25 protein-coding genes are annotated in these 24,960 nt (G+C 66.8%); 11 read left to right on the top strand and 14 right to left on the bottom strand.

From position 1 onward, the window contains the following. Positions 1-5 precede the first annotated feature (5 nt). Positions 6-1,373: an SLC13 family permease gene (locus tag V9K93_RS03250; protein ID WP_046985730.1), complete on the top strand. Its 1,368-nt coding sequence runs from the start codon at positions 6-8 to the stop codon at positions 1,371-1,373. A 56-nt stretch (positions 1,374-1,429) separates the two neighbouring features. Then, a complete protein-coding gene (locus V9K93_RS03255) occupies positions 1,430-2,149 on the top strand; it encodes a GntR family transcriptional regulator (protein ID WP_046985729.1) in 720 nt (239 codons plus the stop codon). A gap of 152 nt (positions 2,150-2,301) precedes the next feature. On the opposite strand, the gene V9K93_RS03260 is transcribed toward V9K93_RS03255, so the two are convergent. Beyond that, the gene (locus tag V9K93_RS03260; protein WP_136638423.1) at positions 2,302-2,622 is read right to left on the bottom strand and encodes a hypothetical protein; all 321 of its coding nucleotides are present in this window, start codon (positions 2,620-2,622) and stop codon (positions 2,302-2,304) included. Between the two features lie 151 nt (positions 2,623-2,773). Here V9K93_RS03260 and V9K93_RS03265 point away from each other — a divergent pair, with 151 nt between their 5' ends. Continuing rightward, positions 2,774-3,721 carry a nucleoside hydrolase gene (locus V9K93_RS03265; protein ID WP_337302075.1) on the top strand — a complete coding sequence of 316 codons (948 nt, stop codon included), beginning with the start codon at positions 2,774-2,776 and terminating at the stop codon, positions 3,719-3,721. 4 nt (positions 3,722-3,725) lie between these two features. On the opposite strand, the gene V9K93_RS03270 is transcribed toward V9K93_RS03265, so the two are convergent. The 6 genes from V9K93_RS03270 to V9K93_RS03295 all read right to left on the bottom strand — a co-directional run bounded on the left by V9K93_RS03270 (position 3,726) and on the right by V9K93_RS03295 (position 9,463). Next, positions 3,726-4,985, bottom strand: coding sequence for an MFS transporter (locus V9K93_RS03270; RefSeq protein WP_136638438.1), 1,260 nt, complete (start codon positions 4,983-4,985; stop codon positions 3,726-3,728). A gap of 117 nt (positions 4,986-5,102) precedes the next feature. Further along, a complete protein-coding gene (locus V9K93_RS03275; protein ID WP_337302076.1) occupies positions 5,103-6,239 on the bottom strand; it encodes a metallophosphoesterase in 1,137 nt (378 codons plus the stop codon). Between the two features lie 153 nt (positions 6,240-6,392). Beyond that, complete coding sequence (locus V9K93_RS03280; RefSeq protein WP_136638421.1) at positions 6,393-7,934, bottom strand: TerC family protein; 1,542 nt, start codon at positions 7,932-7,934, stop codon at positions 6,393-6,395. Positions 7,935-7,977: 43 nt separating this feature from the next. Continuing rightward, on the bottom strand, positions 7,978-8,202 hold the full coding sequence (locus V9K93_RS03285; protein ID WP_032127628.1) for a helix-turn-helix domain-containing protein: 225 nt from the start codon (positions 8,200-8,202) through the stop codon (positions 7,978-7,980). A 13-nt stretch (positions 8,203-8,215) separates the two neighbouring features. Then, positions 8,216-8,683, bottom strand: coding sequence for a DUF2975 domain-containing protein (locus V9K93_RS03290; RefSeq protein ID WP_032969209.1), 468 nt, complete (start codon positions 8,681-8,683; stop codon positions 8,216-8,218). A 198-nt stretch (positions 8,684-8,881) separates the two neighbouring features. Further along, positions 8,882-9,463: an NMCC_0638 family (lipo)protein gene (locus V9K93_RS03295; RefSeq protein ID WP_046985724.1), complete on the bottom strand. Its 582-nt coding sequence runs from the start codon at positions 9,461-9,463 to the stop codon at positions 8,882-8,884. 128 nt (positions 9,464-9,591) lie between these two features. Here V9K93_RS03295 and V9K93_RS03300 point away from each other — a divergent pair, with 128 nt between their 5' ends. Next, positions 9,592-9,903, top strand: a complete 312-nt coding sequence (locus V9K93_RS03300; protein WP_004147836.1) for a metalloregulator ArsR/SmtB family transcription factor — start codon at positions 9,592-9,594, stop codon at positions 9,901-9,903. Positions 9,904-9,927: 24 nt separating this feature from the next. Then, on the top strand, positions 9,928-11,322 hold the full coding sequence (locus V9K93_RS03305; RefSeq protein ID WP_046985723.1) for a DUF2867 domain-containing protein: 1,395 nt from the start codon (positions 9,928-9,930) through the stop codon (positions 11,320-11,322). 19 nt (positions 11,323-11,341) lie between these two features. Here V9K93_RS03305 and V9K93_RS03310 read toward each other — a convergent pair whose 3' ends face one another. From V9K93_RS03310 to V9K93_RS03330, 5 genes are all read right to left on the bottom strand, one after another. Next, complete coding sequence (locus V9K93_RS03310) at positions 11,342-11,845, bottom strand: GNAT family N-acetyltransferase (protein ID WP_337302077.1); 504 nt, start codon at positions 11,843-11,845, stop codon at positions 11,342-11,344. Positions 11,846-11,859: 14 nt separating this feature from the next. Next, positions 11,860-12,297, bottom strand: a complete 438-nt coding sequence (locus V9K93_RS03315; RefSeq protein ID WP_337302078.1) for a hypothetical protein — start codon at positions 12,295-12,297, stop codon at positions 11,860-11,862. A 71-nt stretch (positions 12,298-12,368) separates the two neighbouring features. Beyond that, a complete protein-coding gene (locus V9K93_RS03320) occupies positions 12,369-14,111 on the bottom strand; it encodes a GGDEF domain-containing protein (RefSeq protein WP_337302079.1) in 1,743 nt (580 codons plus the stop codon). A gap of 162 nt (positions 14,112-14,273) precedes the next feature. Then, positions 14,274-15,299, bottom strand: a complete 1,026-nt coding sequence (locus tag V9K93_RS03325) for an AI-2E family transporter (RefSeq protein ID WP_046985719.1) — start codon at positions 15,297-15,299, stop codon at positions 14,274-14,276. A gap of 125 nt (positions 15,300-15,424) precedes the next feature. Further along, positions 15,425-16,273, bottom strand: a complete 849-nt coding sequence (locus tag V9K93_RS03330) for an isocitrate lyase/PEP mutase family protein (RefSeq protein WP_136638419.1) — start codon at positions 16,271-16,273, stop codon at positions 15,425-15,427. 108 nt (positions 16,274-16,381) lie between these two features. Between V9K93_RS03330 and V9K93_RS03335 the strand changes: the two genes are divergently transcribed. Both V9K93_RS03335 and V9K93_RS03340 read left to right on the top strand, forming a co-directional pair. Next, positions 16,382-17,263, top strand: coding sequence for a LysR family transcriptional regulator (locus V9K93_RS03335; RefSeq protein WP_136638418.1), 882 nt, complete (start codon positions 16,382-16,384; stop codon positions 17,261-17,263). Positions 17,264-17,367: 104 nt separating this feature from the next. Beyond that, entirely contained in the window at positions 17,368-18,288 is a 921-nt protein-coding gene (locus V9K93_RS03340) for a bifunctional helix-turn-helix transcriptional regulator/GNAT family N-acetyltransferase (RefSeq protein WP_046985717.1), read from the top strand. 33 nt (positions 18,289-18,321) lie between these two features. On the opposite strand, the gene V9K93_RS03345 is transcribed toward V9K93_RS03340, so the two are convergent. Both V9K93_RS03345 and V9K93_RS03350 read right to left on the bottom strand, forming a co-directional pair. Next, entirely contained in the window at positions 18,322-19,374 is a 1,053-nt protein-coding gene (locus V9K93_RS03345; protein ID WP_136638417.1) for a sensor domain-containing diguanylate cyclase, read from the bottom strand. A 152-nt stretch (positions 19,375-19,526) separates the two neighbouring features. After that, entirely contained in the window at positions 19,527-20,534 is a 1,008-nt protein-coding gene (locus V9K93_RS03350; protein WP_136638416.1) for a LacI family DNA-binding transcriptional regulator, read from the bottom strand. A gap of 95 nt (positions 20,535-20,629) precedes the next feature. On the opposite strand from V9K93_RS03350, the gene V9K93_RS03355 reads away from it, so the two are divergent. From V9K93_RS03355 to V9K93_RS03370, 4 genes are read left to right on the top strand one after another with little or no spacing between them, the layout of a single operon-like run. Then, complete coding sequence (locus tag V9K93_RS03355) at positions 20,630-21,682, top strand: sugar phosphate isomerase/epimerase family protein (RefSeq protein WP_295377418.1); 1,053 nt, start codon at positions 20,630-20,632, stop codon at positions 21,680-21,682. 27 nt (positions 21,683-21,709) lie between these two features. Beyond that, positions 21,710-22,927 (top strand): nucleoside permease, encoded by a 1,218-nt coding sequence (locus V9K93_RS03360; protein ID WP_136638414.1) that lies wholly within the window; start codon positions 21,710-21,712, stop codon positions 22,925-22,927. A 12-nt stretch (positions 22,928-22,939) separates the two neighbouring features. After that, positions 22,940-24,064, top strand: a complete 1,125-nt coding sequence (locus tag V9K93_RS03365; RefSeq protein WP_337302080.1) for a Gfo/Idh/MocA family protein — start codon at positions 22,940-22,942, stop codon at positions 24,062-24,064. Between the two features lie 20 nt (positions 24,065-24,084). Next, positions 24,085-24,948: a sugar phosphate isomerase/epimerase family protein gene (locus tag V9K93_RS03370; RefSeq protein WP_253078454.1), complete on the top strand. Its 864-nt coding sequence runs from the start codon at positions 24,085-24,087 to the stop codon at positions 24,946-24,948. The last annotated feature ends 12 nt before the right edge of the window (positions 24,949-24,960 follow it).

Consider the following 24,960-nt stretch of genomic DNA (forward strand, 5'->3'; position numbering starts at 1 on the left):
GGCGCATGAGTCCACAAATCGCAACGATCATCGGTCTGGTGATCATGTTCATCGTTGCCACCGCGATGCCGATCAACATGGGCGCCGTCGCCTTCGCGCTGGCCTTCATCATCGGCGGGCTGTGGGTCGACATGGGGGGCAAGGAAGTCCTGGCCGGCTTCCCCGGCGATCTGTTCCTGACCCTGGTCGGCATCACCTACCTGTTCGCCATCGCGCAGAAGAACGGCACCATCGACCTGCTGGTGCACTGGGCAGTGAAAGCCGTGCGCGGCCATATCGTGGCCATTCCGTGGGTGATGTTCGTGATCACTGCGGTGCTGACCGCCTTCGGTGCGCTGGGCCCGGCAGCGGTGGCGATCATCGGCCCGGTCGCGCTGCGCTTCGCAAAGCAGTACAACATCAACCCGCTGATGATGGGCCTGCTGGTCATCCACGGCGCACAGGCGGGCGGCTTCTCGCCGATCAGCGTGTATGGCAGCATCACCAACGGCGTGGTGCAGAAGGCCGGGCTGGAGGTGACCGAGATGGCGGTGTTCCTGACCAGCCTGGGCTTCAACTTCATGATGGCGACGATCTGCTTCTTCGCCTTCGGTGGCATCGCCCTGCTGCGTCGTGGTTCGATCACCGCGGCGGGAACAGTCGGCAACGCGGAGCTGGCGATGGCCGGTGGCCCGCAGGCGTCGTCGCGCCAGTTCGCGATCGAAGGCCACGGCGCGCTGGTCGCAGCAGGCGGCGGCACGCTCAGCAATGATCCGGCGGCACTGGATGCGGTGAGCCTGACCCGCGAACGGTTGTTCACCCTGATCGGTCTGCTCGGCCTGGGCGTGGCCGCGCTGATCTACAACCTCAACGTAGGTCTGGTGTCGATCACTGTGGCGGTGGTGCTGGCACTGCTTTCGCCGCAGAGCCAGAAAGGCGCGGTCGATGGCATCAGCTGGTCCACCGTACTGCTGATCTGTGGCGTGGTGACCTACATCGGCGTGCTGGAACATGCTGGCGCTGTGGACTTCATCGGGAATGGTGTCTCCGACATCGGCATCCCGCTGCTGGGCGCACTGCTGGTCTGCTACGTCGGCGGCATCGTCTCCGCATTCGCCTCGTCGGCAGCGGTGCTGGGCGCGACGATTCCACTGGCCGTGCCGTTCCTGATGCAGGGTCACCTCAGCGCCGCCGGCGTGATCTGCGCGCTGGCGGTATCGTCCACCATCGTCGATGTCAGCCCGTTCTCCACCAATGGCGCACTGGTGGTGGCCTCCGCCGCAAAGGAAGAACGCGAGACCCTGTTCCGCCGCTTCCTGGTCTACAGCGGCCTGGTGGTGGCGCTGGGGCCGTTGCTGGCCTGGCTGGTGTTCGTGGTACCGGGCTGGATGTAACCGCCATCCGGTCGTGCCGACCGCTGGTCGGTACGACCTGGCGTTACACTCTGCGCATGGCTATTGCCCCTGCCCCACGTTCACCGAAGAAGCGCGCGCCTCTGTATGAAGAGGTGGCCGAACACGTGCGCGAACGCATCTACGACTACCGACTGCCGCCCGGTGAGTGGATCGACGAGCCCGCGCTGTGCGAAGAACTGGGCATCAGCCGCACACCGCTACGCGAGGCGCTGAAGCTGCTGGCAGCCGAAGGCCTGGTGCAGATCGATGCCGGTCGTGGCAGCCGGGTCACCCGTTTGACGTTGGAAGACCTCAACCAGCTGTTCCCGGTGATGGCGATGCTGGAAGGCCGCTGCGCGCATGAGGCGGTCAAGCACATCGACGACGCCGGCGTGCAGCAGCTGGAAGACCTGCATGCGGCGATGGAAACCGCAGCAGCCGAGGGCAACATCGCCGAGTACTACCGCAACAACTACCTGATCCACGAAACCGTGCAGCATTACGCCGGTAACCCGTGGCTGATCCGCATCACCCACGATCTGCACCGCATCCTGAAGATGCATCGCGGCCGTCAGCTGCTGACCCCCGGGCGCACCGCGCAGTCACTGGCCGAACACCGTGAGTTGATGGAGTGCTTCCGCCGCCGCGACGCACAGGCTGCCGAGCGCACCATGGAACGCCATCTGCTGAGCCAGGGCCAGGCACTGGCCGCCTACGTGGCGGCAGGGGGCCTGTTGAACGTTCCCGCACCGTTGCCGACCGCAGGCGGCGGCTGAGCCTGCCATTGTTCGCCGGGCATGGCCCGGCGCTACCGACCGCGGCCAACCGCTGTTTTGTAGAGTCGAGCCATGCCCGACTGCTTTTCGATCGGGCATCGCGGCGTTGAGAGCGAAGTGCAGTCGAGCATGACTCGACTCTACAGAGAGCTTCAATCGCTGCAGCTGCCACCGTCACCCCCACCACCATCACTGCTGCAGTCGGAGCTGCTGTGGCTGTGATGGCTGTGGTTGTCACCGGAATAGCCGCCTGTGCTGTCGTAGCTTCCGCCGCCATCCCCCCGGCTACCCGAGCCATCGGCCGTGGCCACCGCGATGCACAGGATCGCGCCGACCAGCGGCAGCAGCCAGACCAGCAGCAACTGCACCGTCCGGCCGCCCGCCGTCAGGCCGTCACGCTGCGCGATCACCACGGTGGCCACCACGTTCAGGCCCAGCACCAGCAGGACCAGCAGAAGGGCAACGATCAGCATTCGGCGGCTCCGTGCCTGGACTGGGGGCATTATGGCCTGCCACCCCGGCAATGGCCCTGCCTGTCATGAAGATGGGACAATGTAGGGCGCGCCGGCCTGCCCGCAAGGCCGCCGGCCCCCCTGCACCACACGGAAGAAGAAGAACAACAACATGCTGAAAGTCATTTTCGATACCGACCCGGGCGTCGACGACGCCCTGGCCCTGCTGTACCTGCACAAGCACGCCCAGATCGACCTGATCGGCGTCACCACCACCTTCGGCAATGCCTCGGTGGAGTCGACCACCCACAACGCGCTGTACCTGAAGCAGGCCTGGGGCCTGTCCGCGCCGGTCGCGCGCGGCGCCGAAGGCCCGCTGCAGCCGGAAGCCACTCCGGAAGCCTGGCCGGTGCACATCCACGGCCACAACGGCCTGGGCAACCACCCGGTGCCGGCCAACCTGGACGTGGCTGCCGACGCACGCCCCGCCCACCAGCTGATCATCGAACTGGTCCGCGCCCATCCGGGCGAAGTGACCCTGGTCGCGGTCGGCCGCATGACCAACCTGGCCCTTGCCCTGCAGCAGGCGCCGGACATCGCCGGCCTGGTGCGCGGCGTGGTGATCATGGGCGGCGCCTTCCACGTCAACGGCAACATCACCCCTGCCGCCGAGGCCAACATCTGGGGCGATGCCGAAGCCGCCGACGTGGTGTTCACCGCCAGCTGGCCGGTCACCGCGATCGGCCTGGACGTGACCACCCGCGTGGAAATGAACCGCGACGGCCTGAACAAGCTGGCCGCCCTCGGCGGTGCCGACGCCGAGCTGGTCCGTGCGCTGTCACAGGACTACGTCGACTTCTACCTGCAGGCCGGCCACAAGGGCATGGTCGTGCATGACTGCTGCGCCTGCATCGCGCTGACCCGCCCGGAGCTGTTCCAGTTCGAACGTGCCAGCGTGCGCGTGGCCACCGATGGCGTTGCCCGTGGGATGACCATTCCCAAGCCGGAAGGCATGGGCTTTGGTCCCAGCGTGTGGGACGGCCATGTAGTGCAGTCGATTGCCATCGGCGTGGATGCGGCCGCCGTACTGGCCGACATCGAGCAGACCCTGAAGGTCTGATCGCCTAGCGCTTGGCCCTGCCCGGGACCGTCTCGGGCAGGGTCCACAGCACTGGCAACACCAGCACCGCCACCAGCGCGATCATCGCGCCCGGCGCGGCCGCCCAGCCGCTGCGCTCCACCCACCATTGCGCCAGCCAGGGTGTTGCCCCGCCGAAGAATGCGGTGGCCATGGTCACCCCCAGTGCCAGCCCACTGACCCGGCCTTCGCCGGGGAACTGCTCGGCCGTGGCCGGGGCCGCCACCGCGCTCACACCACCGGCTACACAGGCCAGCAACACCGCCGCCAGCGCGATGCCCAGCGCCGTCGCCTGCGCCATCCACGCGAACAGGGACAGCGGCAGCAGCGCTGCCAGCAGGGTCAGGCCCAGCAGCATCGGCCGTCGCCCTACGCGATCGGACAAGGCACCACACAATGGCGTGATCGCGATGACCGCGACTGCCGCAATCGTCGACAGCCACAACGCATCGCCCTCGTCGTGGCCCTGTGCATGCAGGAACGCCGGCACATAGGTGATGCCCACGTAGTAGGTGATCGAGCCCAGCGCCGAGATCGCGAAGGTGCGTGCCACCGCCAGCGGATGGTTACGCAATACGTGGCGAAGCGGCGTAGCCGGAATACTGCCCTCGCGACGCTGGCGTTCGAACTCCGGCGACTCGTGCATGCCCGAGCGCGCGACCAGGATCACAACCGCCAACGCCGCGCCGACGAAGAAGGGAATACGCCAGCCCCAGCTGTCCAGCTGCGGGCTGGGCAGCAGCGCAACCGTAAGCGCGGAGATCGCCACTGCCAGCAGCGCACCCACTTCACTGGCCGCCGAAGCCAGCGAGGTCACCAGGCCGCGTCGCCGCACCGGCGCGCTTTCCAGCAGGTACGCCACCACGCCGGTGTATTCGCCTCCTACCGAGAACGCCATCACGCAGCGCAGCACCAGCAGCAGCACTCCCGCCGTGGCACCTGCGGTGGCCGCAGTCGGCAGCAGCGCAGTGGCCAGCATCGCCGCCGCCATCAATGCCATCGACGCCAGCAGCATCCAACGCCGGCCCAGCCGGTCGCCCAGGTGGCCAAAGCACAGTGCACCGAGTGGGCGCATCAGATAGGACACCGCGAAGCCGGCCAAGGTGACCAGCATCGCCTCCTTGCCGCCGCCGAAGAACACCCGCGACAACACCGTGGCGAAGTACAGGTACAGAGTGAAGTCGTACCACTCCACCACCGTGGACAAGCCGGCCACCCACATCGAGCGCTGCCGCGTCGCCGTCATTTCATTCATCGCCGCAGGGTGTCATGCGCAGGGTGATGGCGCGGTGCACCTGCGTGCAGGGTCAGACCGGGGTCGGATCCCTTTGCCGTTGGCAAAGGGATCCGACCCCGGTCTGCATCACGGTGCGCGGCGCAAGGTGATCAGGGTGATTTCCGATGGCACGCCGATGCGTGCCGGGAAACCCGCCCAGAGGCCTGCACCGTTGCTCACGTACAGGGTCATCCCATCCACGTCGTAGCGGCCGGAGACAAAGCCACCGTTGGCACGCTTCACCAGCTGGTCCATACCGATGATCTGCCCGCCGTGGGTATGTCCGGACAATTGCAGCTTGACGCCACGCGCCGCCGCCTCGCGTGCATTGCGCGGGCGATGATCAAGCAGGATCACGGGTGCCGCCGGATCGGCACCCGCCAGCGCGGCCTCCAGGTCCGGCAGAGGCAGGCCATAGCGGGCCGCCACCGGGTCGGTGACGCCGGCGATGGTCAGCGCTGCATCACCGCGTCGTACCTGCAGGTGGCTGTTCTCCAGCACTTGCATGTGCAGCGCGCGGAACGCCTGCATCCACTCCTGGTATTGCGCGTAGTACTCGTGGTTGCCGGTGATGGCGATGACGCCGTCGGGCGCCTGCAGGTCAGCCAACGGGCGCGCGTCATCGCGGCGGGCCTGGACGCTGCCATCGATCAGGTCGCCGGTGATCACGATCAGGTCCGGCTTCAGTGCGTTGCTCTCGTCCACGACCTTGCGCACCCAGTCACCGGTCAACAGGCGGCTGGCATGGATGTCGGTCAGCTGGAGCACGCGATAGCCGTCGAACGAAGCCGGCAGTCCGGCGATGCTCACTTCGATCTGCCGGGGCTCGGGTACGGCCATGCCCTGGCTGACGCCATAGCCGCTGACCAGCAGCGCCAGCACACCCGCCACCGGCCGCAGCTTCGGCGCGCGCAACGCCGATACAGCACGTGGCCTGCGCAGGATGCGCGACACCAGCAGGCCCGCGTCCAGCACCAGCAGGACCAGCGCCAGCAGCAGTACGGCAGTCGAACCCGTGGCCAACGAGGCGATGGACAGCTTCGGAATTTCCGGCGAGGCCATCGTGCCCCAGAAGGTAGCAACAATGCGTAGCTGCACGGCCACGCCCACCAGCAGCAGCGACAGCACCACCTTCAGCCCGGTGGGCATACGCAGCGGCCAGAACAGGCGCCAGGCCACGTACAGGCCCATCAACAAACCGATCGTACTCAGCACTGCAATCATCCGGGAAGGAAAACGGGCCCGCCATGGTGACGGTTGCCGGCAGTGTTGTGTAGAGCCGGGCCATGCGGCGCTGCTTTGAATGTAGAGCCGGGCCCATGCTCGGCTTCTCAACATGCAGCCGAGCATGGGCTCGGCTCTACAACAACAGGTAGGTCAAGCCATTCCGTCGAGGCGCTCCACCCGCAGTCGCGTGATGCGGCGCTTCTCCATCGCCAGCACAGTGACGCGTACACCGGCCACACCCACCGCATCGCCAACGTCCGGCAGGCGACCCAGCTGTTCCAGCACCAGCCCGGAGATGGTCATGTAGTCGTCACTGCGCGGCAGCGACACACCGGTCAGCCGCTGCAGATCGTCCAGGGTCAGCGCGCCATCGGCCTCCCAGCAATCGTCACCCTGCGCGACCACGCCATAGCGTTCGTCCTGGGTGTCGACCAGGTCACCTGCAATGGCCGCCAGCAGGTCGTTGGCGGTCACCAGGCCTTCCACGCTGCCGTACTCGTCCACCGCCACCGCCAGCGGCACCGGGTGCTGGCGGATCAGTTCCAGCGCCTGCAATGCGCTGGCACTGGACAGCACGTACTGCGGCTCGCGCAGGTTGGCTTCCAGCTGCAGCGGCTTGCCCTGCAGCAGGTCGGCCAGCAGGTCGCGGCTCTGTACCACGCCGCGCAGACTGTCCAGATCGCCATCGCCCACCAGCAAGCGAGTGTGCGGCGACGCCACCAGGCGTGCCACCACATCCTCCGGCCCACGCGCCATGTCGATCCACTGCACGTCGGCACGCACGGTCATCACGCTCGACACCGGGCGATCGGCCAGGCCCAGCACGCTGCGGATCATCTCGTGCTCGGCCGGCTGCAACCGCTCTTCGGCATCCACCTGCTCGCTCGCATCTTCATCGTGATGACCATTGGCCGGACGCGCGCCGAGCATGCGCAGCACGGCGTCGGCGGTGCGCTGGCGGAACGGCTGGCGGCGCTCGTTGCGCTCACGGTTGAAACGCACCCACTGGTTGAAGGCTTCGACCAGGATCGAGAAGGCAATGGCCGCGTACAGGTAGCCCTTCGGAATCTTGTAGCCCAGGCCTTCGGCCACCAGGCTGAAACCGATCATCAACAGGAAGCCCAGGCACAGCACCACCACCGTGGGATGCTTGTTGACGAAGCGGGTCAGCGGCTTGCTGGCCACCAGCATCAGCACCATCGCGATGGTCACCGCGGCATACATCACGCCCAGGTTGTCGACCATGCCGACCGCGGTGATCACCGAGTCCAGCGAGAACACCGCATCGAGCACCACGATCTGCGCCACCACCATCGCGAAGCTGGCATAGACCTTCTTGCCATCTTCGTGATGCTCGCGGCCTTCCAGCCGTTCGTGCAGTTCCATCGTGCCCTTGAACAGCAGGAACAGACCACCGCCCAGCAGGATCAGGTCACGCCCGGAGAAGCTGTGGTCGAACAGCGTGAGCAGCGGCTCGGTCAGTTTCATGATCCATGCCAGCGCGGCCAGCAGCACCAGCCGCATCAGCAGGGCCAGGGCCAGGCCGATCACCCGCGCGCGATCGCGCTGGTGCGGCGGCAGTTTGTCGGCAAGGATCGCGATGAACACCAGGTTGTCGATGCCGAGAACGATCTCCAGCACGACCAGGGTTGCAAGGCCCATCCATATCGAGGGGTCAGCCAACCATTCCATTTCAGGTCCGTTTCGTCAGTAGGTAAGGGAAAAGGGGAAACACTCAGTCAGCCTCCTGCGCCTGCGCCGGGTCATGCCCGAGCAGGTCGCCAGGTGTGCACTGCAGTTCGCGGCATATCGCATCCAGCGTGGAAAAGCGGATGGCGCGTGCCTTGCCGGTCTTCAGGATCGACAGGTTGGCCAGGGTGATGTCGATGCGCCCGGCCAGCTCGGACAGGGTCATGCCCCGCTCCTGCAGCATGCGGTCCAGGGTGATGACGATCGCCATCAGTACATACCCATCAAATCAGGCCATCCAGGTCATCGCGCATCGCCGCACCCACCGCGAACACGCGCGCCAGCACGAACAGCATCAGCACCGCGACCAGGCCGGTGATCGACATGCCGCCACCGACTTCCATCCAGGTGAAGTCCGGGCCCATCCATGCGGCGTAGGCGCCGATCAGGATCGACAGCAGTTCCATCGCCAGCATCAACCACGCCATGCGCTGCAGGCGCTGCGCATTGGCATGGGTGAACGGCCGCTCGCGTGCCGCTGATGCCAGCAGCCGCAGCAGGTGGCGCAGGAACACCAGGCACAGCACCAGCAGCGCGACGATCGCGCCCAGGCCCAGGCAGAAATGCAGGAACAGGTCGTTGCCATGCGCGGCGGCAGCATTGGCGTCGTGGACACTGTCGAGCAGCCAGCGACGGTCGTGGGCAACCAGCGGCACGGCCAGCAGTGCGGCCAGGATGCCCAGCCAGCACATTGCCCGGACGGCCTGTACGGCGGCCTGGGCCAGGGTGAACAAGCCTCGCGCGGATCTGGCGCGGGCGGGACGAGCGGTCAAGCGGCCTCCGGTGTTGGGATGGCTTCGCCGCCCCGGGGTGAATTTATCGATAAACGATATACCACATCCCCGGTGAAAAGCTGAATCGCGGGCGTGGCCCCCGCGCCTGGCCCGGCGCTAGCGTACGGGCGCGGCCTGTTCCAGCATCGCCTCACCCGGGGTCGCCGACGCCATCGCCTGCACGCCGGCCTCCGGTGCCTGCCGCGTGACCAGGCGGAAACGGACCTGCAGCCTGCTCTGGCCAGGTGCGGCCCAGCCGTACTGGATGGCGACCTGGTCGGCCGACAGCGGTCCGCGCCCAGGCAACGAACGTGCCTGCAACGGCTTCGGTGCGGCCAGCATCAACCGTGCGAAGCCCTTCTGCACCACCGCCGCATCGGCCTTCTCCGCATATACCGTACAGGTGCCATCGTCGGCCCAGCTCACCGCATAGCGGCCACTGGCCAGCGGTACCATCCAGGCCACGCCCGGCTGGCCCTGCAGCAGCGTGGCCGCTTCGGCAGGCTGCAATGGCGACAGTCCATTGGATTCCATCAACGACTGCAGCCGCGCCGGGGCACCGATGTGCTGCATGCAGGCGGTATCGAACAGTTCGCTGAAGGGGTCCTGCGCGGGGGCGTTGCCCTTGGTCGTGCGCGCGGGCTGTGCCACTGCCAGGGTGGGCAGCAGGGCCAGGACCAGCCAGAACGCAGCGCGCATCGGAACTCCAAGGGCGGAAAGCAACAGGGAGGATGGCAAAGGGCATGCGGGCCGTGCAACTGGCCAACGCTTGACAGCCGGCCGTAGCGGGAGGACTATCAATTAACGAATTAGTTAATTAACTCGCCATGGACCGCATCTTCGAAGCCCTCGCCTCCACCGCCCGCCGACAGATCCTGGCCTATCTCAGCGCCGGCGAGCTCAGCGCGGGTGAACTGGCCGAGCGCTTCGATTTCAGCAAGCCCGCGCTGTCCAGCCATCTGCGCATCCTTGAGGAAGCCGGGCTGATCGAACGCGAGAAGCGTGGCCAGTTCGTGTACTTCCGGCAGGTGCCGGACCGCCTGGCCAATACGTTGTTCTCCTGGGCCGCTGAAGTCTGTCCGGTCGGTGGCCCGCTCAAGCGCGAAGCCCGCGCCCGCCGCAAGTCCCCTGCCCGCTGAGCATCCCTGCCAAGGAGCGCGACCATGCCTGGATCGACCCGCGACCGCCGTTCGTTTCCAGCAGTCAAGCTTCCCGCCCGGGAAGGAGCCAGCCCGACCGAAGTCACGCTGATCGCGCAATTGGGCATCGGTGCCGGTGATGCACTGATCACCGACGCCAGCCAGCGCCAGCGCCACCATCCGGCCTTCATCGATGCGCTGGATGAGCCCTCCGCACGGCTGGGCGGCATGCATCTGCAGCAGGGTGATCCGTCCTCGCTGTACAGTTTCTCTGTTGGTGCCGGTGGCCATCCGTTCCATCGCCATGCCGGTCCACGAATGTTCACGGCCATCGCCGGCAGCGCTGGTGCCGAGCTGCGCTTCGCCAGCGCTTCCGACGCCGAGCTGGCGAGCGATCCCGGCGTCTTCGCGCGCACGCTGCGGCGCGTCCGCATCCCGCCGGACTGCCTGTTCACCGTGCGCTTCGGCGGCGGCACCTGGCACCAGTTCGCATCGAACCACCGCAACCATCCGGCGCTGTTCGCGCTGTCGTGCCACAGCAATGAACTGGCCGGTGCGATGAGCGAGCACACCCGTGCGCAGGTACAGCGCAATGCCGGCGACATTCCCAGCCTGACCGACGTACTGCCGGAAGCCTGCTGGCCAACGGCCGCCGCACTGACGGCCACACCGCTGGTACAGCTGTCATTGCAGGCTGCGGCCCCCAGCCTGCGTGCCCGGCTATGCGCGCGCACCCGCGCATGGTTCGGCCCGCTGCGGCGGATCACATTGCAGCCGCTGCGTGGGTTCGTCGAACGCGCTACGCCGGCCTACCCCATCCAGTCGCAGCCGCCACACAACGACGGCCTGCTGGCCACCGCGCTACCGCTCAGCCACTACCAGGACCTGACTACGCTACTGCTGGACAGTACGCAGGTGCGGCAGCGTTCCGCGTCGACACTGCTGGCCGAGGTACTGGAAGGCTTCCTGCGCAATCCCCCCAGCGGCGTGGGCCGGTTGATGGCGCTGCGCAACCGCCTGGTTGCGCCGCTGAGGCTGCGCACCTCACCGCTGGGCTGCCCGGTATCGTCGCTGCTGTCCAATGACCGCAGCCGGTTGTTTGTTGGCCGTTATCCAGTGCTGGATTCGCGGGTCGATGCAGATGACCACTGCGCGGAAGTCCTGCTCGGTGCCGACGACCGCCATCTGCGTTTCCGCAGCAGCGTGCGGGTGCAGCTGCGTGCGGATGGTGGCGTCGAGATCAGTCTCGGTTCGCGCGTGCAGACCCACAATGCGTTCGGTCGCATCTACATGGCGCTGATCGACAGCACACATCGCCACTACGTCGCACCGGCACTGCTGCGGCGTGCGGCCGAGCACGCACTGGCACCGGAACTGGACGGCATCGGTGACTGGGCGGGACACCCCGCGCCCAGGTAATGCCGGCCAGCGGCCAACGCTATCCCGCGCTGTAGCGGTACACCAGATCGCCAGCATCGCTGCGCACGGCCTGCGCATCGAGCACGCCGCCCAGCCGCTGCGCAACGGCCTGTGATGCCACATTGTCCGGGGCCATGTAGCTGACCAGGGTCGGCAACTGCGCCACCACGAAGGCCCAGTCGCGCAGCGCGCCGGCCGCCTCGGTGGCGAATCCCTGCCCTTCATGACCGTCATACAGCAGCCAGCCCAGTTCCTTCTCCGGGAACAGCGGACCGTGGTTGATACCGACCTGGCCGATGCAGGCACCATTGTCACCACGCTCGATCATCAGCGCACCGTGGCCGAACAACTGCCAGCTGGCCAGATCGTGACAGAACTGCCCCCACGCGGCGACCTCACCAAACGGACCGCCCATGCCGCCCGCGCGCGGCGATGCCAGGAACGCGGCGTAGACCTCGAAGTCATCGAGCCGTTGCGGGCGCAGCCGCAAGCGTTCGGTGTAAAGCGTGGGAATCTCAAGCATGCCGTCGCGCGACCTCAATACACCGCCAGGTGGCCACAACCGCGGCGCTGTGGCTGCCCTTCCATCGTCACCTGTACGCTGGCCAGGGTGTCGACACCTTCGGCAGTGCGGCACGACTCGCGCTTGATCTCGACGACGGCCGGCTGCCTGCCAAGTTCGCCGTTGAGCACGATCAGCGAGCTGGGTGCATCCGCCGGTTGCCCCATATAGCGCAGCGTGCCCTTGTGGGTGCGGCCGTCAGCGCTGAGGCTGGCATCGTGGTTGCCCTTGCCGGTAGAAGCAATCTCGATGCTCCAACCCGCACCGCCACCGGTGAAGGCCGGCACCGGGCTCAGGTCCGCGGCGATCGAAGGATGGCGCGGCGCATCCGCAGCGGTCTGCGAAGCGGTGGAGGTACAGCCGGCCAACAACCCGGCCAGCAGCACTGCGGCGACAACAGGGCGAGCGGTCATGATGGCTCCTTCCAAGCGATCGGAGGGTCAGTCTAGATGGCACTGCGTGCGCCAGCGATGAACGTGGCGTTTCAGCGCGGAACGCGCCCACCACCGGCCACCCGGACGCGATCACGGCCCTGCGCCTTGGCCTGATACATGGCGGCATCGGCGGCACGCAGCAGCGTGCGCCAGCCCAGTGCATCGGTGCCGCCCTGGGCCACGCCGAAACTGGCGGTCACCCGCAGTTCGATGCCACCCGAGATTACGATGTCCAGCTGCTGCAGCGCCAGGCGCAGCGACTCCGCCAGGCGGCGGCCACCCGCGAGATCACCGTCGGCCAACAGCACCAGGAATTCCTCGCCACCGTAGCGGGCAATGCTGTCACTGCGGCGCAGGTGGCGCTGCAGCAGCTGTGCGACCTGCTCCAGCACCTGGTCACCGGCATCGTGGCCATGGCCATCGTTGATCGCCTTGAAGCGGTCGACGTCCAGCAGGATCACCACCGCACTGGCCTCGCCCTCGGCATGCCGCTGCTGCACCACTTCCTCCAGCGCGCGCCGGTTCAGCAGGCCGGTCAGCTCATCGGTACCGGCCAGCTGGCGCAGCTCGCTGGTCAACGCCGAGCGCTCCCGCGACTTCTCGCGCAGCACTTCGATGGCATCGAACAGGCGCTGCATTTCGGCCAGCGGATGGGTGACGTGCTGCTCCGGCCCGGGTACATCGGAGGCGATCTGGATCACCTGCCGCTGTGCCTGCAGCAACGGCCGCAGGATCTGCAGATGGGCAATGCGCAGGGCCACCCCAAGCACCACCAGCGTGCCCAGCGCAGTCGCCAGCAGCACTGCCAGCCGCGTCGCCTCGCGGTTGCGGGTGCGCTCGAAACGGGCGATGGACACGCTCAGGTAACCATCACGCAGCGCTTCCAGCGACTGCAGTGTCGGCACGTAGCGTGCGGTGAACTCGGCCGCGGTCCACGGTGGCGGCACGCCGCGGCGACCGTCCTCGATCAGCTGCTCGATCATCGGCAGCGACTCGCCGAAGAACTGCCGGCGAGCCATATCCCAATGCCAGGACAGCGCCGGGTCACTGCGGAACACCGATTGGTGGCTGCCAGCCAGCCGCCACAGCTCCAGAAGGCGGCCCTCGGTCTGCAGAGCAGCGCGTACCTGTTCGTCGCGCCAAGCACCCCGCACCGCCACCGGTGCCATTACATTGGACGCCAGGCGACCGCCATGCTCGCGCAGATCGATCAGCACCTGGCCCTGCATCGCCGGAATGGCTGCTTCACGGTCGACACTGACCAGCAGATTGATCTGCGCCGAGGTCAGCAGGTGCAGCCGGTCGACGACCGCGAACATGCTGTTGATCGCCCGCTCCACTTCCTCCACCCGGCGCGCCTCCTGCGGCTGCGCGGTGACGCGGTCGACCGCCGCACGCGCCGATTTCAGCCGACGCTGCGCATCGGCCAGCAGGCCTTGCTCATCCACTACGCTGGGAGCAGCCCTGAACACGCTGTCCAGCTGCTGCATCGAGGTATCCACCCGCCTGCGCGCCATCGCCAGCTGCGCAGCCAGCCGCGCGTGTTCGGCGGCATCGGCCGGGTCGGCGCCGAGCAGGCTGTTGGCCGGGCCGCGTTCGGCGGAGACCAGGTTGGCCAGGTCGAAGGTCTGCCGCAGCTGGCGCAGGCTGACCAGATTGTCTTCGGCGGCGCTGTAGCGCAGTGTGCCCTGGACCAGCGCGATGGCCATCAACGGCAGCGTACAGACCACGAACAACCCCGCCAGGATCCAGACCCAGGTCCGCAACCCGATGGGCGATGCCTTGCCGGCCATGCAAATTTCCCCTGAAGTGCGGATCACTGTAGCCGCCGGTCCCGGTAGCGCCAAGCCAGTGCCGCGCGAACCGTGACCACGGATATACCGCAGTCACCGCGAATGCGCCGGCAAGGCCTCACCAAGCGCCTGGCCGGGGCAAATGCGTCACACCCTGCCGTACTAGATCCAGCGCTGGTCGACCAGTTCGCGCTTCACATAGGCGTAGAACACCGGCGCGGCAACCAGGCCCGGCAGGCCGAACGCCGCTTCCATCACCAGCATCGCCAGCAGCAGCTCCCAGGCACGGGCCTGGATCTCACCACCGACGATGCGTGCGTTGAGGAAGTACTCCAGCTTGTGGATCACGATCAGGTACAGCAGCGCCGCCACCGCCACATAGAACGAAACCGACAGCGCGACGATGGTGATGATGGTGTTGGAGATGATGTTGCCCACCACAGGCAGCAGGCCGGCGATGAAGGTGATCAGCACCAGGGTCTTGGACAACGGCAGGTGCACGCCGAACAACGGCAGTACGCCCAGCAGGAAGATGGCGGTGAACACGGTGTTGAGCAGCGAGATCTTCACCTGCGCGAACACCACCTGGCGGAACGCGGTGGCCAGGCGGCTGGTGCGGCCGATCAGCTCCTGCGCCAGCGGGCCCATCTTCGGCAGCGGCAGTTCGTCGTACAGCGCGATCATCGCGCCCAGCACCATACCGATCAGTACGCGTACACCCACCTGCACCACCGAGGTACCGGCCACGCCCAGCTGGCGCTGATGTTCGGCGGCCCAGTCGTTCAGCGCCGTACGCAGTGCCGGCATGTCCTCGGGGATGTACGGCTGCAGCAGCGCCGGCACCTGGTGCCGCGACGAATTGAGGATCTCCATCAGCCGCGCCAGCAACGCGTCCGGCCCGCCGGTCTCGTTGCGGAAAAAAGACGCCACGCCGATTCCGGCCAGCACCAGCGCACTGATGATCACCGCTGACAGCACGATCACCGCGATGGCCCGCGCCCGGCCTGGCGGCAGCTTGCCCTCCACGGTGGAAGCCAGCAGGTGGGTCAGCTGGAACACCAGCAGGCCCGACAGCAGGGTCACCACCAGGCCCAGCTTCAACGCCAGCCACATGCCCAGCAGCATCATCAGCCAGGCCGCGATCCTCGGGACGGGGGGCTTGGGCTGGGCAACAAGGGCGTCATGCATCAGGGCAGGTCCGGGCGGGGTGGCCCATGGTAGAGGATTGCCGTGGCGATGCCGCGTGCAGGATGAATGGCCGTTACGCCACGATTGCACAGGCCGCCTCCCTGCCCCCGGCAGGCTTCCTCGACTCAGGCGCGATCCAGCGCCAGATAACGACCGGTACGCACGATCTCCTCGCGCTCGCTGAAGCTGGCCAGCGCATTGGCGACACGTCCGCTGTCACCGGTCACAGCAATCTCCTGCAGGGTGCGTTGCATGGCCCGGATCGCCGCGCGTTGCAGGTCCGAGGGAATGATCACCAACCGGTAATCGAGTTCGGCAAGCCGCACCACCGGCACCAGCGGCGTCTTGCCGCTGTGGAACATGTTGATCAACTTCGGCCCGGGAACACGCTGCGAAATCACCTCGATCTGTTCCAGCGTTTCCGGTGCTTCAACGAAGATCATGTCCGCGCCCGCCTCCACATACGCACGCGCGCGTTCGATCGCCGCGTCCAGGCCTTCGCAGGCGATGGCGTCGGTACGCGCGATGATCATCAGCTCCGGGTCGATCCGCGACTGGCAGGCGACGCGGATCTTCGTGCACATCTCGCCCACGTCCACCAGCGTCTTGTCATCCAGGTGGCCACAGCGCTTGGGGAAGGCCTGGTCCTCGATATGCAGGGCGGCAACCCCTGCCCTTTCCAACGCGCGCACCGTACGTTCAACATTCGCGGTGCCGCCGAAGCCGGTGTCAGCGTCGGCGATCACCGGCAGATCGCAGGCATCGACGATCCGTTCCACCTGCGCAAGCACTTCGCTGAGACCGAGCAGGCCGATGTCCGGCACGCCGGCCGAACGTGCGATGGCCCCGCCGCTGGCGTACACCGCATCGAAGCCGGCCAGCTCCACCAGGCGTGCCGACAAGCCATCGAATACGCCCGGTGCGATCACGCTGCCCCGCCGAAGCAGATCGCGCAGCCGACGTGTCTTCTTCATGTGGTCTCCCTTGTAGTTGGTCATCTGTCGTGGGATACCGATGATGTTGCCGCCACCGGCGACCGTCCAATACCGTGTTCGTACAGCACCAGAACGCCTGAGGTTCCAATGGAACTGCGCCACCTGCGCTACTTCGTCATGACCGCCCAACTGCAGAGCTTCACCAAGGCCGCTGAGGCCCTGCATATCGCCCAGCCACCGCTCGGGCAGCAGATCCGCGCCCTGGAGGAAGAGATCGGCACGCCGCTGTTCCATCGCCAGGGACGCGGCATCGTGCTCAGTGACGCTGGCCGCGTGTTCTGGGCGGCTGCAGTGGACATCCTCGCGCGCGTCGACCAGGCCAAGGAACAGGCGCTGAGCGCTGCACGCGGCGAGGTCGGCACGCTCACGCTGGGGCTGACCGAATCGGCCTCATACAACGACGCGGTGACCGCCCTGCTGCGCAGGTTCCGGCAGGCGCATCCGGCGGTGCAGCTGCAACTGGTCGAAGACGGCAGTGAATCCCTGATCCGGCGCCTGGACGACGGCGAACTGGACGCGGTAATCGTGCGCCCACCGTACTCGCATCCCGGCGAGCTGGTGATCCAGCAGCTCAGCGCCGAACCACTGGTGGCGGTACTGCCGGCCGAACACCCGCTGGCCTGCCGGGCGGGCATCGCACTGACCGAGCTGCGCGATGAGCGCTTCATCCTGTTCTCGCGGAAATCCGGCTATGGCCTGAGCGCCGATGTCGTCGCTGCCTGCCGCAGCCAGGGCTTCACCCCCACCATCCAGCAGGAAGCGCCACAGGTGGCCTCGGCCATCAACCTGGCCGCAGCGGGCCTGGGCATCGCCATCGTGCCGGCCTCGATGCAGACCCTGCATCGGCCGGGCCTGGCCTTCGTCGCGCTGGAACTAGGCATGCCGATCACCGCCCTGCAGCTGGCCATGCGCGGCCAGCATCCCGCGCTGGCCGCCGCGCTACTGCGCTGTGCATGCAGCAGCGCATAGCCGCTGCCGGGGCCGGGCGACGCTCGCAGCACGGAGCTGCCTACCCCTTGATTATTTGACTTGGGCAAGTAATTATTTGACAAAGTCAAACAAGTGGATCGGCCATGACAACGGGTACGCTTTCCGAACGCGCCGATGCAGTGCGGCGCTTCAACCGTTTCTATACCCGGCAGATCGGCGTACTGCAGGAATCGCTGCTGCGCAGTGGCCTGTCCCTCACCGAAGTCCGCATCCTGTACGAACTGGCCCACCACGCACCGTTGTCGCCCTCGGACCTGTGCCGCGAGCTGGGCCTGGATGCCGGCTATGTGAGCCGGGTCATCGCCAGGTTCGAGCGGCAGGGCTATCTCATCAAGGACCGCTCGGCCGGGGATGCGCGCGTGGTCGTTCTGACCCTGACTCCGGTTGGGCACAGCGTGTTCGCGCCGCTGGAAGAAACCTCGCGGCGGGAAATGGCCGAGCTGTTGGCGACGCTGCCCGAGACGGCACAGCTGATGCTGCTTTCGGCCATGGGCCAGATCGAAAGCGTGCTGGGCGACAGGTCTCCCTCGTACCTGCTGCGTGACCCGCGGCCGGGCGACATGGGGCTGGTGGTCTCGCGGCAGTCCGCGCTGTACGCCCGCGAATTCGGCTGGAATGCGGAGTACGAAGCGCTGGTGTCGGAGATCGTTGCCAGGTACCTGCGCGAACTGGACCCGGCGCGTGAACGCTGCTGGATCGCCGAGAAGGACGGCGACATGGTGGGCTCGGTGTTCGTGGTCAGGCAGGACGACAGCACCGCCAAGCTGCGCCTGCTCTATGTGGATGCCACCGCGCGCGGCATGGGCATCGGCGCCCGGTTGGTGGAAGAGTGCATCGCGTTTGCGGCGTCCGCCGGCTATACGCGGATGACGCTCTGGACCAACAGCGTGCTGGCCGATGCCCGGCGCCTGTACGAACGCGCAGGCTTCCAGCTGGTGCAGGAAGAACCCCACCACAGCTTTGGCCACGATCTGCTCGGCCAGGTCTGGGAACGAGCGCTCTGATACCCGCATGCGCACGGCGTGCGGTGCCGTATATCAGTCCGCCCAGCTGGCCGTATTCTTGCCTTGGCGCTTGGCGTGATAGAGAGCCTTGTCGGCCGTGGCCAACCAGTCTTCCACGGTGCCCTGGCCCGGCGTCGCCGCGATACCGATGCTGACACTGAACTCCACGCCCGGTGCCACCTGCCTTGCCGCTTCGAGCAGATGCAGCCGGATCCGCTCGGCCACATGCATCGCATCACGCGTTGTGCAATCACGCAGCAGCACCACGAATTCGTCGCCACCCAACCGTGCCGGTATGTCGCCCGGGCGCGCGAATTCGCGCAAGGTGGCGGCGATCTGCCGCAACACCTCATCCCCGGCCCGGTGCCCATGTGAATCGTTGATGCGCTTGAAGTCGTCAACGTCGAGCATCAGCAGGCAGGCGAATCCACCCTGTCCCTGCGCCTTGTCCAGCACCTGCTGCGCGCGAAGGATCAGAAAGCCACGGTTGGCCAGCTCCACCAGTGGATCCATCCGGCTCAGCCGCTGCAGCTGGCGGTTCTGTGATTTGACCCGGCGTGCCAGTTGCCAGCTCAGGATGCTCAGCCCGATGCCATATACGAACAGGAACGGCACGCTCAGCACGATCGTGCGCTGCGAGGAGATGGGCTGGTAGGGAAATCCAAGCGCCCACCAGCTGAGCAGAAAGCCCAGCACCAGTGCCAGCGTCGCCCGCATCGCCAACCGCACGCCACCGGCAGCGATCTTGTCGGCGACCAGCAGCGCGGCGAACAACGCACTGGGGACCGCGCTCAGCGCCATGAAGGCGATCCAGCCGCCGCCGAAGAAGGAGTCGGCCACCATGCAGCGGAACTGGACCACTGCGGGCTGGCGGGATCGGTGGGTCAGCAGCAGTGCAAGCGTCGGCCACGCCAACGCGTTGAGCAGCAACAGTACCCACGCCCAGGCGCCATCCTGGCGTTCGAGAATGATCGAAGCGATGGGGATCGCCCCCAGCCCATTGCCGACGAAGCGCATCCAGCCGATGCGCCGCGCCGCGCCGATGCCCTCGACTGCGACTTCCGTCGCGTCAATCAAGAACGGCATGGCCGACCCCCTTGAGCGATCGCACGTTCCCCCCTGGCAGCCTGGCGGGCTGCCTGTGCCGAGTCTGACAGCTTCGCGTCAATTCCGGATCAAAGGTTGCTGGCTGCAACGGCGCGGGCCGGCGGCCGCACGTCCATTGCCCCGCACCGCCCTCAGCCGTTCCTGGGTGCAGCCGTCGAGCCGCGCAGCATCAGGCGGAAATCCAGCGTCTGCTGCAGCGGCACATCGACCTGCTCGATGATGGCGAGCAGCAGGCTGACCGCGCGCTCACCGATCTCGCGCATGGGCTGCCGGATGGTGGTCAGCGGCGGCGTGAGGTAACGCGACGATGCCAGATCGTCAAAGCCGACGATGGACAGGTCATCCGGCACGCGGATGCCCAGATCCCGGCAGGCCGCCAGGGCGCCCAGCGCCATCTGGTCGCTGAAGCAGAAAATCGCCGTCGGCGCGGCGGCCGAGGCCAACAGCCCCTGCGCAGCCGCATGGCCGGACTGCAGGGAAAAATCGCCCGGCACGATGCCCAGCTGGCGCAGGCGGCCACGCGCCTTGGCGGCGGCCCGGACCCCTTCCATCCGTTGCTGGTGCAGCGGATTGTCGGACGGTCCGCCGACCACGGCGATGCGCTCGTGCCCCAGTCCATACAGATGGTCCATCACCGCGCGCGCGGCGGCCGCGTTGTCGATGTGCACGCTGGGGATGCCCAGCGCGGGATCGAATTCGCAGCCATTGACCACCGGTGCAGCGGTGCCCCGCTGCTGGACGATCTCGTGGGCCGTCGGCGGCAGGCGGTGCCCCAGCACGATCAGGCCGTCGGCCTCGTTGCGCCGGAGCATCTGCGCGTAGCGCTCCTCGCGCTCGGGCAGATTCTGGGTATCGCCCAGCAGCACGGCGTAACCGACCGCCTGCGCCGCGTCCTCCGCGCCCTGCAGGATCTGCGCGAAGAATGGATTGGCGATGTCCGGGACGGTGACCAGGATCTTGCCGCTGCGCTGGGTCTTCAGCGTCCGGGCGACCGTGTTGGGCACATAGCCCAGGGCAGCGGCCGCCTGTTCGATGCGCGTGCGGGTGGCCGGCAGCACCTTGTCCGGCCGCGAAAGCGCACGCGACACCGTGCCAGCGGAAACGCCAACGTGCTTTGCGATGTCGTAGATGGTTGCCATGGCGTTACGTTGTTCCAGCCGCTGTGCAGTGCACAACGGGTCTGCAGGAGGCCCATGCTAGGGTAATGCAATCGATTGCATCAGGGCGAATCATCTTGAAGACGCTCAAGGGTCCAGCGCTGTTCCTGGCGCAGTTCATTGGCGACACACCTCCCTTTGATCGACTGGACACGCTGGCCGGATGGGCCTCGGCGCTGGGCTATTCTGGCCTACAAGTACCGACCAGCGCGCCCCACCTGTTCGATCTGGCCGAGGCCGCGCGCAGCCAGGCTTACTGCGACGACCTCGCTGGCATGCTGGGCGGGCATGGCCTGCAGATCACCGAGCTGTCCACCCACCTGCAAGGGCAGCTGGTTGCCGTCCACCCCGCCTACGACAGCCTGTTCGACGGTTTCGCGCCGGCAGACAAGCGCGGCGATCCGGCTGCACGCCAGGCCTGGGCGGTGCAGCAGCTGCTGCTGGCGGCCAAGGCCAGCCAGCGCCTGGGGTTGACCGCGCATGCCACGTTCTCCGGCGCACTGGCCTGGCCCTATTTCTATCCCTGGCCGCAGCGTCCACCGGGGCTGGTGGAAGAAGCCTTCGCCGAACTCGGCCGCCGCTGGCGCCCCATCCTGGATGCCTTCGACGCCTGCGGCGTGGACCTGTGCTTCGAGATCCATCCGGGCGAAGACCTGCATGACGGCGCGACCTTCGAGCGCTTCCTCGATGTGGTGGATCAGCACCCACGCGCGAAGATCCTCTACGACCCCAGCCACCTGCTGCTGCAGCAGATGGACTACCTGGGTTTCATTGACCGCTATCACGATCGCATCGGCATCTTCCACGTCAAGGACGCGGAGTATCACGCAAGCGCGCGCAGTGGTGTCTATGGCGGCTACCAGGACTGGATTGATCGTCCGGGGCGGTTCCGTTCGCTCGGCGACGGCCAGGTCGACTTCAAGGCGATCTTCTCGAAATTCGCGCAGTACGACTTCCCGGGCTGGGCGGTGCTGGAGTGGGAGTGCTGCCTGAAGCACCCCGAGGACGGCGCACGCGAAGGTGCCGCGTTCATCCGCGACCACATCATCCGGGTAACCGAGCGTGCCTTCGATGATTTCGCCGACAGCGGCACGGCCCCACACTCACTGCGCCGCATGCTGGGGATCTGAGCCATTACCGCCCTGGGAGGGCAAGCCATGACGCACACCATGTCGCGCTTGGGCGCGATGATGTTTCTGCAGTTCTTCATCTGGGGAGCCTGGTTCGTCACCCTGGGAACGTACCTGGTGCAGGGCCCGCTGCAGGCCAGCGCCAGCCAGGTGGCAACGGCCTTCCTCAGCCAGTCCATCGGCGCCATCGTCGCGCCCTTCCTGGTCGGCCTGATCGCCGATCGCTACTTCGCCGCGCAGCGCATCCTCGCGGTGCTGCACCTGGCCGGCGCTGTGCTGATGTGGCTGGCGTCCACGGCCACCAGCTTCAGCATGTTCTCGGCGTACGTCATGGGCTACATGCTGCTGTTCATGCCCACGCTGGCGCTGGCCAACAGCGTGGCGATGCGGCACATGCAGTCGCCCGAGAAACAGTTCCCGCTGGTGCGGGTGGCCGGCAGCATCGGCTGGATCGTGGCAGGCGTGCTGATCGGCTGGCTGGGCTGGGAACAGGCGCATCGTCTGGAGCTCACGTTCCAGATGGCGGCGATGGCCTCGCTGGCGCTGGGCCTGTACGCGTTCACCCTGCCGCATACGCCGCCTCTGGCACAGCAGCGTGACGCTGGACTGGGGCAGATCCTGGGGCTGGACTCGCTGCGGCTGCTGAAGTCGCGCGCCTACCTGGTGTTCTTCCTGGCATCCATCGCCATCTGCATCCCTCTGTCGTTCTACTACAACTTCACCAACCCATATCTCAACGACCTGGGCGTGCGCGGCGCGGCCGGCCTGCAATCGCTGGGCCAGGTCTCCGAAGTGCTGCTGATGCTGGCAATGCCGTTGCTGTTCGTGCGGCTGGGGGTGAAGACGATGCTGGCGGTCGGCATGGCCGCGTGGGTGGTTCGCTACGTCATGTTCGCCTTCGGCGATGCGGGTGGCGGCTTCTCGCTGCTGGTGATCGGCATCGTGCTGCACGGCATCTGCTACGACTTCTTCTTCGTCACCGGCCAGATCTACACCGATGCGCATGCCGGCCCTGATGCACGCAGCAGCGCGCAGGGCTTCATCACCCTGGCCACCTACGGCGTGGGCATGTTGATCGGCACCTTTCTGTCCGGCGCGGTGGTCGAGCACTACACGACGGCCGCAGGGCCGGACTGGCAGAAGATCTGGCTGTTCCCGGCCGGTGTTGCACTGGTCGTGCTGGTCGCCTTCCTGCTGCTGTTCCGCGAGCGGCCTGCCGCCGCGGCCACACCTTCCACGCCCTGAGGACCGCAGCCGATGCCAAAGCTTGGAATCGCCATCATCGGCGCCGGCATGATCGGTACCGTGCATCGCCGTGCGGCATTGCTGGCTGGTGCCGAGGTATGCGGCGTGGCGGCCTCGTCACCGCAGCGCGCGCGTGAGGCAGCGCAGTCGTGGAATGTGCCGCGCGCCTACCGGAACATCGAGGAGGTGGCCGCCGATCCGCAGGTGCAGGTCGTACACGTCTGCACGCCCAACCATCTGCACCGCTCGATGGCGCAGGCTGCGCTGGAAGCCGGCAAGCACGTGATCTGCGAGAAGCCGCTGGCCACCACGCTGGAAGATGCGCAGGCGCTGGCAGGTTTGGCCGCGTCGACCGGACTGGTTGCTACGGTGCCCTTCGTCTACCGCTACCACCCGGTGGTGCGCGAGGCGCGCGCACGCATCGCCCAAGGCGATCTGGGGCCGCTGCATCTGATCCACGGCAGCTACCTGCAGGACTGGCTGCTGGACCCTGCCAGCAACAACTGGCGCGTGGACCCGGCGCTGGGTGGCGCATCGCGCGTGTTCGCCGACATCGGCTCACACTGGTGCGACCTGGTGGAATGGGTCAGCGGCGAGCGCTTCACCGAAGTCAGCGCCGCGTTCGATACCGTGATCGCCGAACGTGGCACCGACACCGGCCAGAGCTTCAGCACGCCGACGGGGGGCAGCCCGATGCAGGCGGTGACGAGCGAGGATGTGGCGGCGGCAATGTTCAGAACCGGCGCCGGTACGCTGGCGTCGCTGACGGTCAGCCAGGTCTCGGCCGGACGCCGCAATCGCCTCTGGTTCGAGATCGACGGCGCCAACGCCAGCGTGGCTTTCAACCAGGAAGACGCCGAGCGGCTGTGGATCGGCCTGCCCGACCAGCGCGAGGAAATCTTCGTGCGTGGGCCCGGCGCCGGCAGTGCCGAGCAACGCCGGCTGTCGGTGTTGCCGGCCGGTCACGCGCAGGGGTACGCGCAGTGTTTCGAAGCATTTGTTGCGGATACCTATCTCGCCATCAACGGCGAGCGCCCGCAGGGACTGCCGACCTTCGAAGATGGGCTGCGCTCGGCGCAGATCGTCGATCGTGTCATTGCATCGGCCAGGTCGCGCGCCTGGACTGCCATCGGTTGAAAACCCGGGAGGATCTGTAGATGAAAACCCTTGTCCGTAGAACTGCAAGTCTCGTCCTGCTGCTCACTGCCCTGCCCGCCTTCGCAGGCGAAGCCGCCAGCACGCAGAAACCGATCGCGGTGCAGATGTACACCCTGCGCAACGCCGGCTCGCTCGACCAGCAGTTGAAGATCGTCCACGACGCTGGCGTACACGCGGTGGAAACGGTCGGCACCCAGGACACCAGCGCGACGGAACTCAAGCAGCTGCTGGAACGGTATTCGATCAAGGCGATCTCATCGCACGTGCCATTGGCCGAGTTGCGCAGCAACCTGGACGGTGTGGTCGCCTTCAACCGATCAATCGGCAACACGACGCTGGTTGTACCGTACCTGGACAAGAAGGATCGCCCGAGCGACGCCGCAGGCTGGACCGCGCTGGGCCAGGAACTGGGCAGTATCGCCAGGCAGGTGCGGGCCAAGGGCATGCGCCTGGCCTACCACAACCACGACTTCGAGCTGGTCGACTTCAACGGCAGGACGGGCCTGGAACTGCTGTTCGCCGCGGCCGGCCCCGACCTGCAGACCGAGCTGGACCTGGCCTGGGTCGCGCGTGCGGGCCTGGATCCGGCGGTGATGCTGGGAAAATTCCGCGGCCACATGTTCGCCGTGCATGCCAAGGACAATGCGCCGAAGGACCAGGCCGAAGACGAAGGCGGATTCGCTGCGGTGGGCCAGGGCGTGCTGGACTGGAACGCGATCCTGCCTGCTGCGGCAGCCGCCGGCGTGCACTGGTACATCATCGAGCACGACCAGCCACGCGATCCGGCCAAGGTCGTCCAGACCGGTGCGGACTATCTGCGTGAACACCTGACCACCAAAGCGCCTGCCCATGCGCGGCGCTGACGCATCAAGGAG

The sequence above is a fragment of the Stenotrophomonas sp. CCNWLW162 genome (assembly GCF_037203745.1).
Taxonomy (GTDB): Bacteria; Pseudomonadota; Gammaproteobacteria; order Xanthomonadales; family Xanthomonadaceae; genus Stenotrophomonas; species Stenotrophomonas maltophilia_AQ.

Coding starts and splice junctions, on each gene's coding strand:
- V9K93_RS03345 (WP_136638417.1), bottom strand. CDS start 19,374: ATGCCGTTCTTGATTGACGCGACGGAAGTCGCAGTCGAGGGCATCGGC.
- V9K93_RS03270 (WP_136638438.1), bottom strand. CDS start 4,985: ATGACGGCGACGCGGCAGCGCTCGATGTGGGTGGCCGGCTTGTCCACG.
- V9K93_RS03320 (WP_337302079.1), bottom strand. CDS start 14,111: ATGGCCGGCAAGGCATCGCCCATCGGGTTGCGGACCTGGGTCTGGATC.
- V9K93_RS03265 (WP_337302075.1), top strand. CDS start 2,774: ATGCTGAAAGTCATTTTCGATACCGACCCGGGCGTCGACGACGCCCTG.
- V9K93_RS03305 (WP_046985723.1), top strand. CDS start 9,928: ATGCCTGGATCGACCCGCGACCGCCGTTCGTTTCCAGCAGTCAAGCTT.
- V9K93_RS03300 (WP_004147836.1), top strand. CDS start 9,592: ATGGACCGCATCTTCGAAGCCCTCGCCTCCACCGCCCGCCGACAGATC.
- V9K93_RS03350 (WP_136638416.1), bottom strand. CDS start 20,534: ATGGCAACCATCTACGACATCGCAAAGCACGTTGGCGTTTCCGCTGGC.
- V9K93_RS03255 (WP_046985729.1), top strand. CDS start 1,430: ATGGCTATTGCCCCTGCCCCACGTTCACCGAAGAAGCGCGCGCCTCTG.
- V9K93_RS03285 (WP_032127628.1), bottom strand. CDS start 8,202: ATGGCGATCGTCATCACCCTGGACCGCATGCTGCAGGAGCGGGGCATG.
- V9K93_RS03325 (WP_046985719.1), bottom strand. CDS start 15,299: ATGCATGACGCCCTTGTTGCCCAGCCCAAGCCCCCCGTCCCGAGGATC.
- V9K93_RS03335 (WP_136638418.1), top strand. CDS start 16,382: ATGGAACTGCGCCACCTGCGCTACTTCGTCATGACCGCCCAACTGCAG.
- V9K93_RS03275 (WP_337302076.1), bottom strand. CDS start 6,239: ATGATTGCAGTGCTGAGTACGATCGGTTTGTTGATGGGCCTGTACGTG.
- V9K93_RS03260 (WP_136638423.1), bottom strand. CDS start 2,622: ATGCTGATCGTTGCCCTTCTGCTGGTCCTGCTGGTGCTGGGCCTGAAC.
- V9K93_RS03365 (WP_337302080.1), top strand. CDS start 22,940: ATGCCAAAGCTTGGAATCGCCATCATCGGCGCCGGCATGATCGGTACC.
- V9K93_RS03250 (WP_046985730.1), top strand. CDS start 6: ATGAGTCCACAAATCGCAACGATCATCGGTCTGGTGATCATGTTCATC.
- V9K93_RS03370 (WP_253078454.1), top strand. CDS start 24,085: ATGAAAACCCTTGTCCGTAGAACTGCAAGTCTCGTCCTGCTGCTCACT.
- V9K93_RS03310 (WP_337302077.1), bottom strand. CDS start 11,845: ATGCTTGAGATTCCCACGCTTTACACCGAACGCTTGCGGCTGCGCCCG.
- V9K93_RS03315 (WP_337302078.1), bottom strand. CDS start 12,297: ATGACCGCTCGCCCTGTTGTCGCCGCAGTGCTGCTGGCCGGGTTGTTG.
- V9K93_RS03295 (WP_046985724.1), bottom strand. CDS start 9,463: ATGCGCGCTGCGTTCTGGCTGGTCCTGGCCCTGCTGCCCACCCTGGCA.
- V9K93_RS03360 (WP_136638414.1), top strand. CDS start 21,710: ATGACGCACACCATGTCGCGCTTGGGCGCGATGATGTTTCTGCAGTTC.
- V9K93_RS03280 (WP_136638421.1), bottom strand. CDS start 7,934: ATGGAATGGTTGGCTGACCCCTCGATATGGATGGGCCTTGCAACCCTG.
- V9K93_RS03340 (WP_046985717.1), top strand. CDS start 17,368: ATGACAACGGGTACGCTTTCCGAACGCGCCGATGCAGTGCGGCGCTTC.
- V9K93_RS03330 (WP_136638419.1), bottom strand. CDS start 16,273: ATGAAGAAGACACGTCGGCTGCGCGATCTGCTTCGGCGGGGCAGCGTG.
- V9K93_RS03290 (WP_032969209.1), bottom strand. CDS start 8,683: ATGTGCTGGCTGGGCATCCTGGCCGCACTGCTGGCCGTGCCGCTGGTT.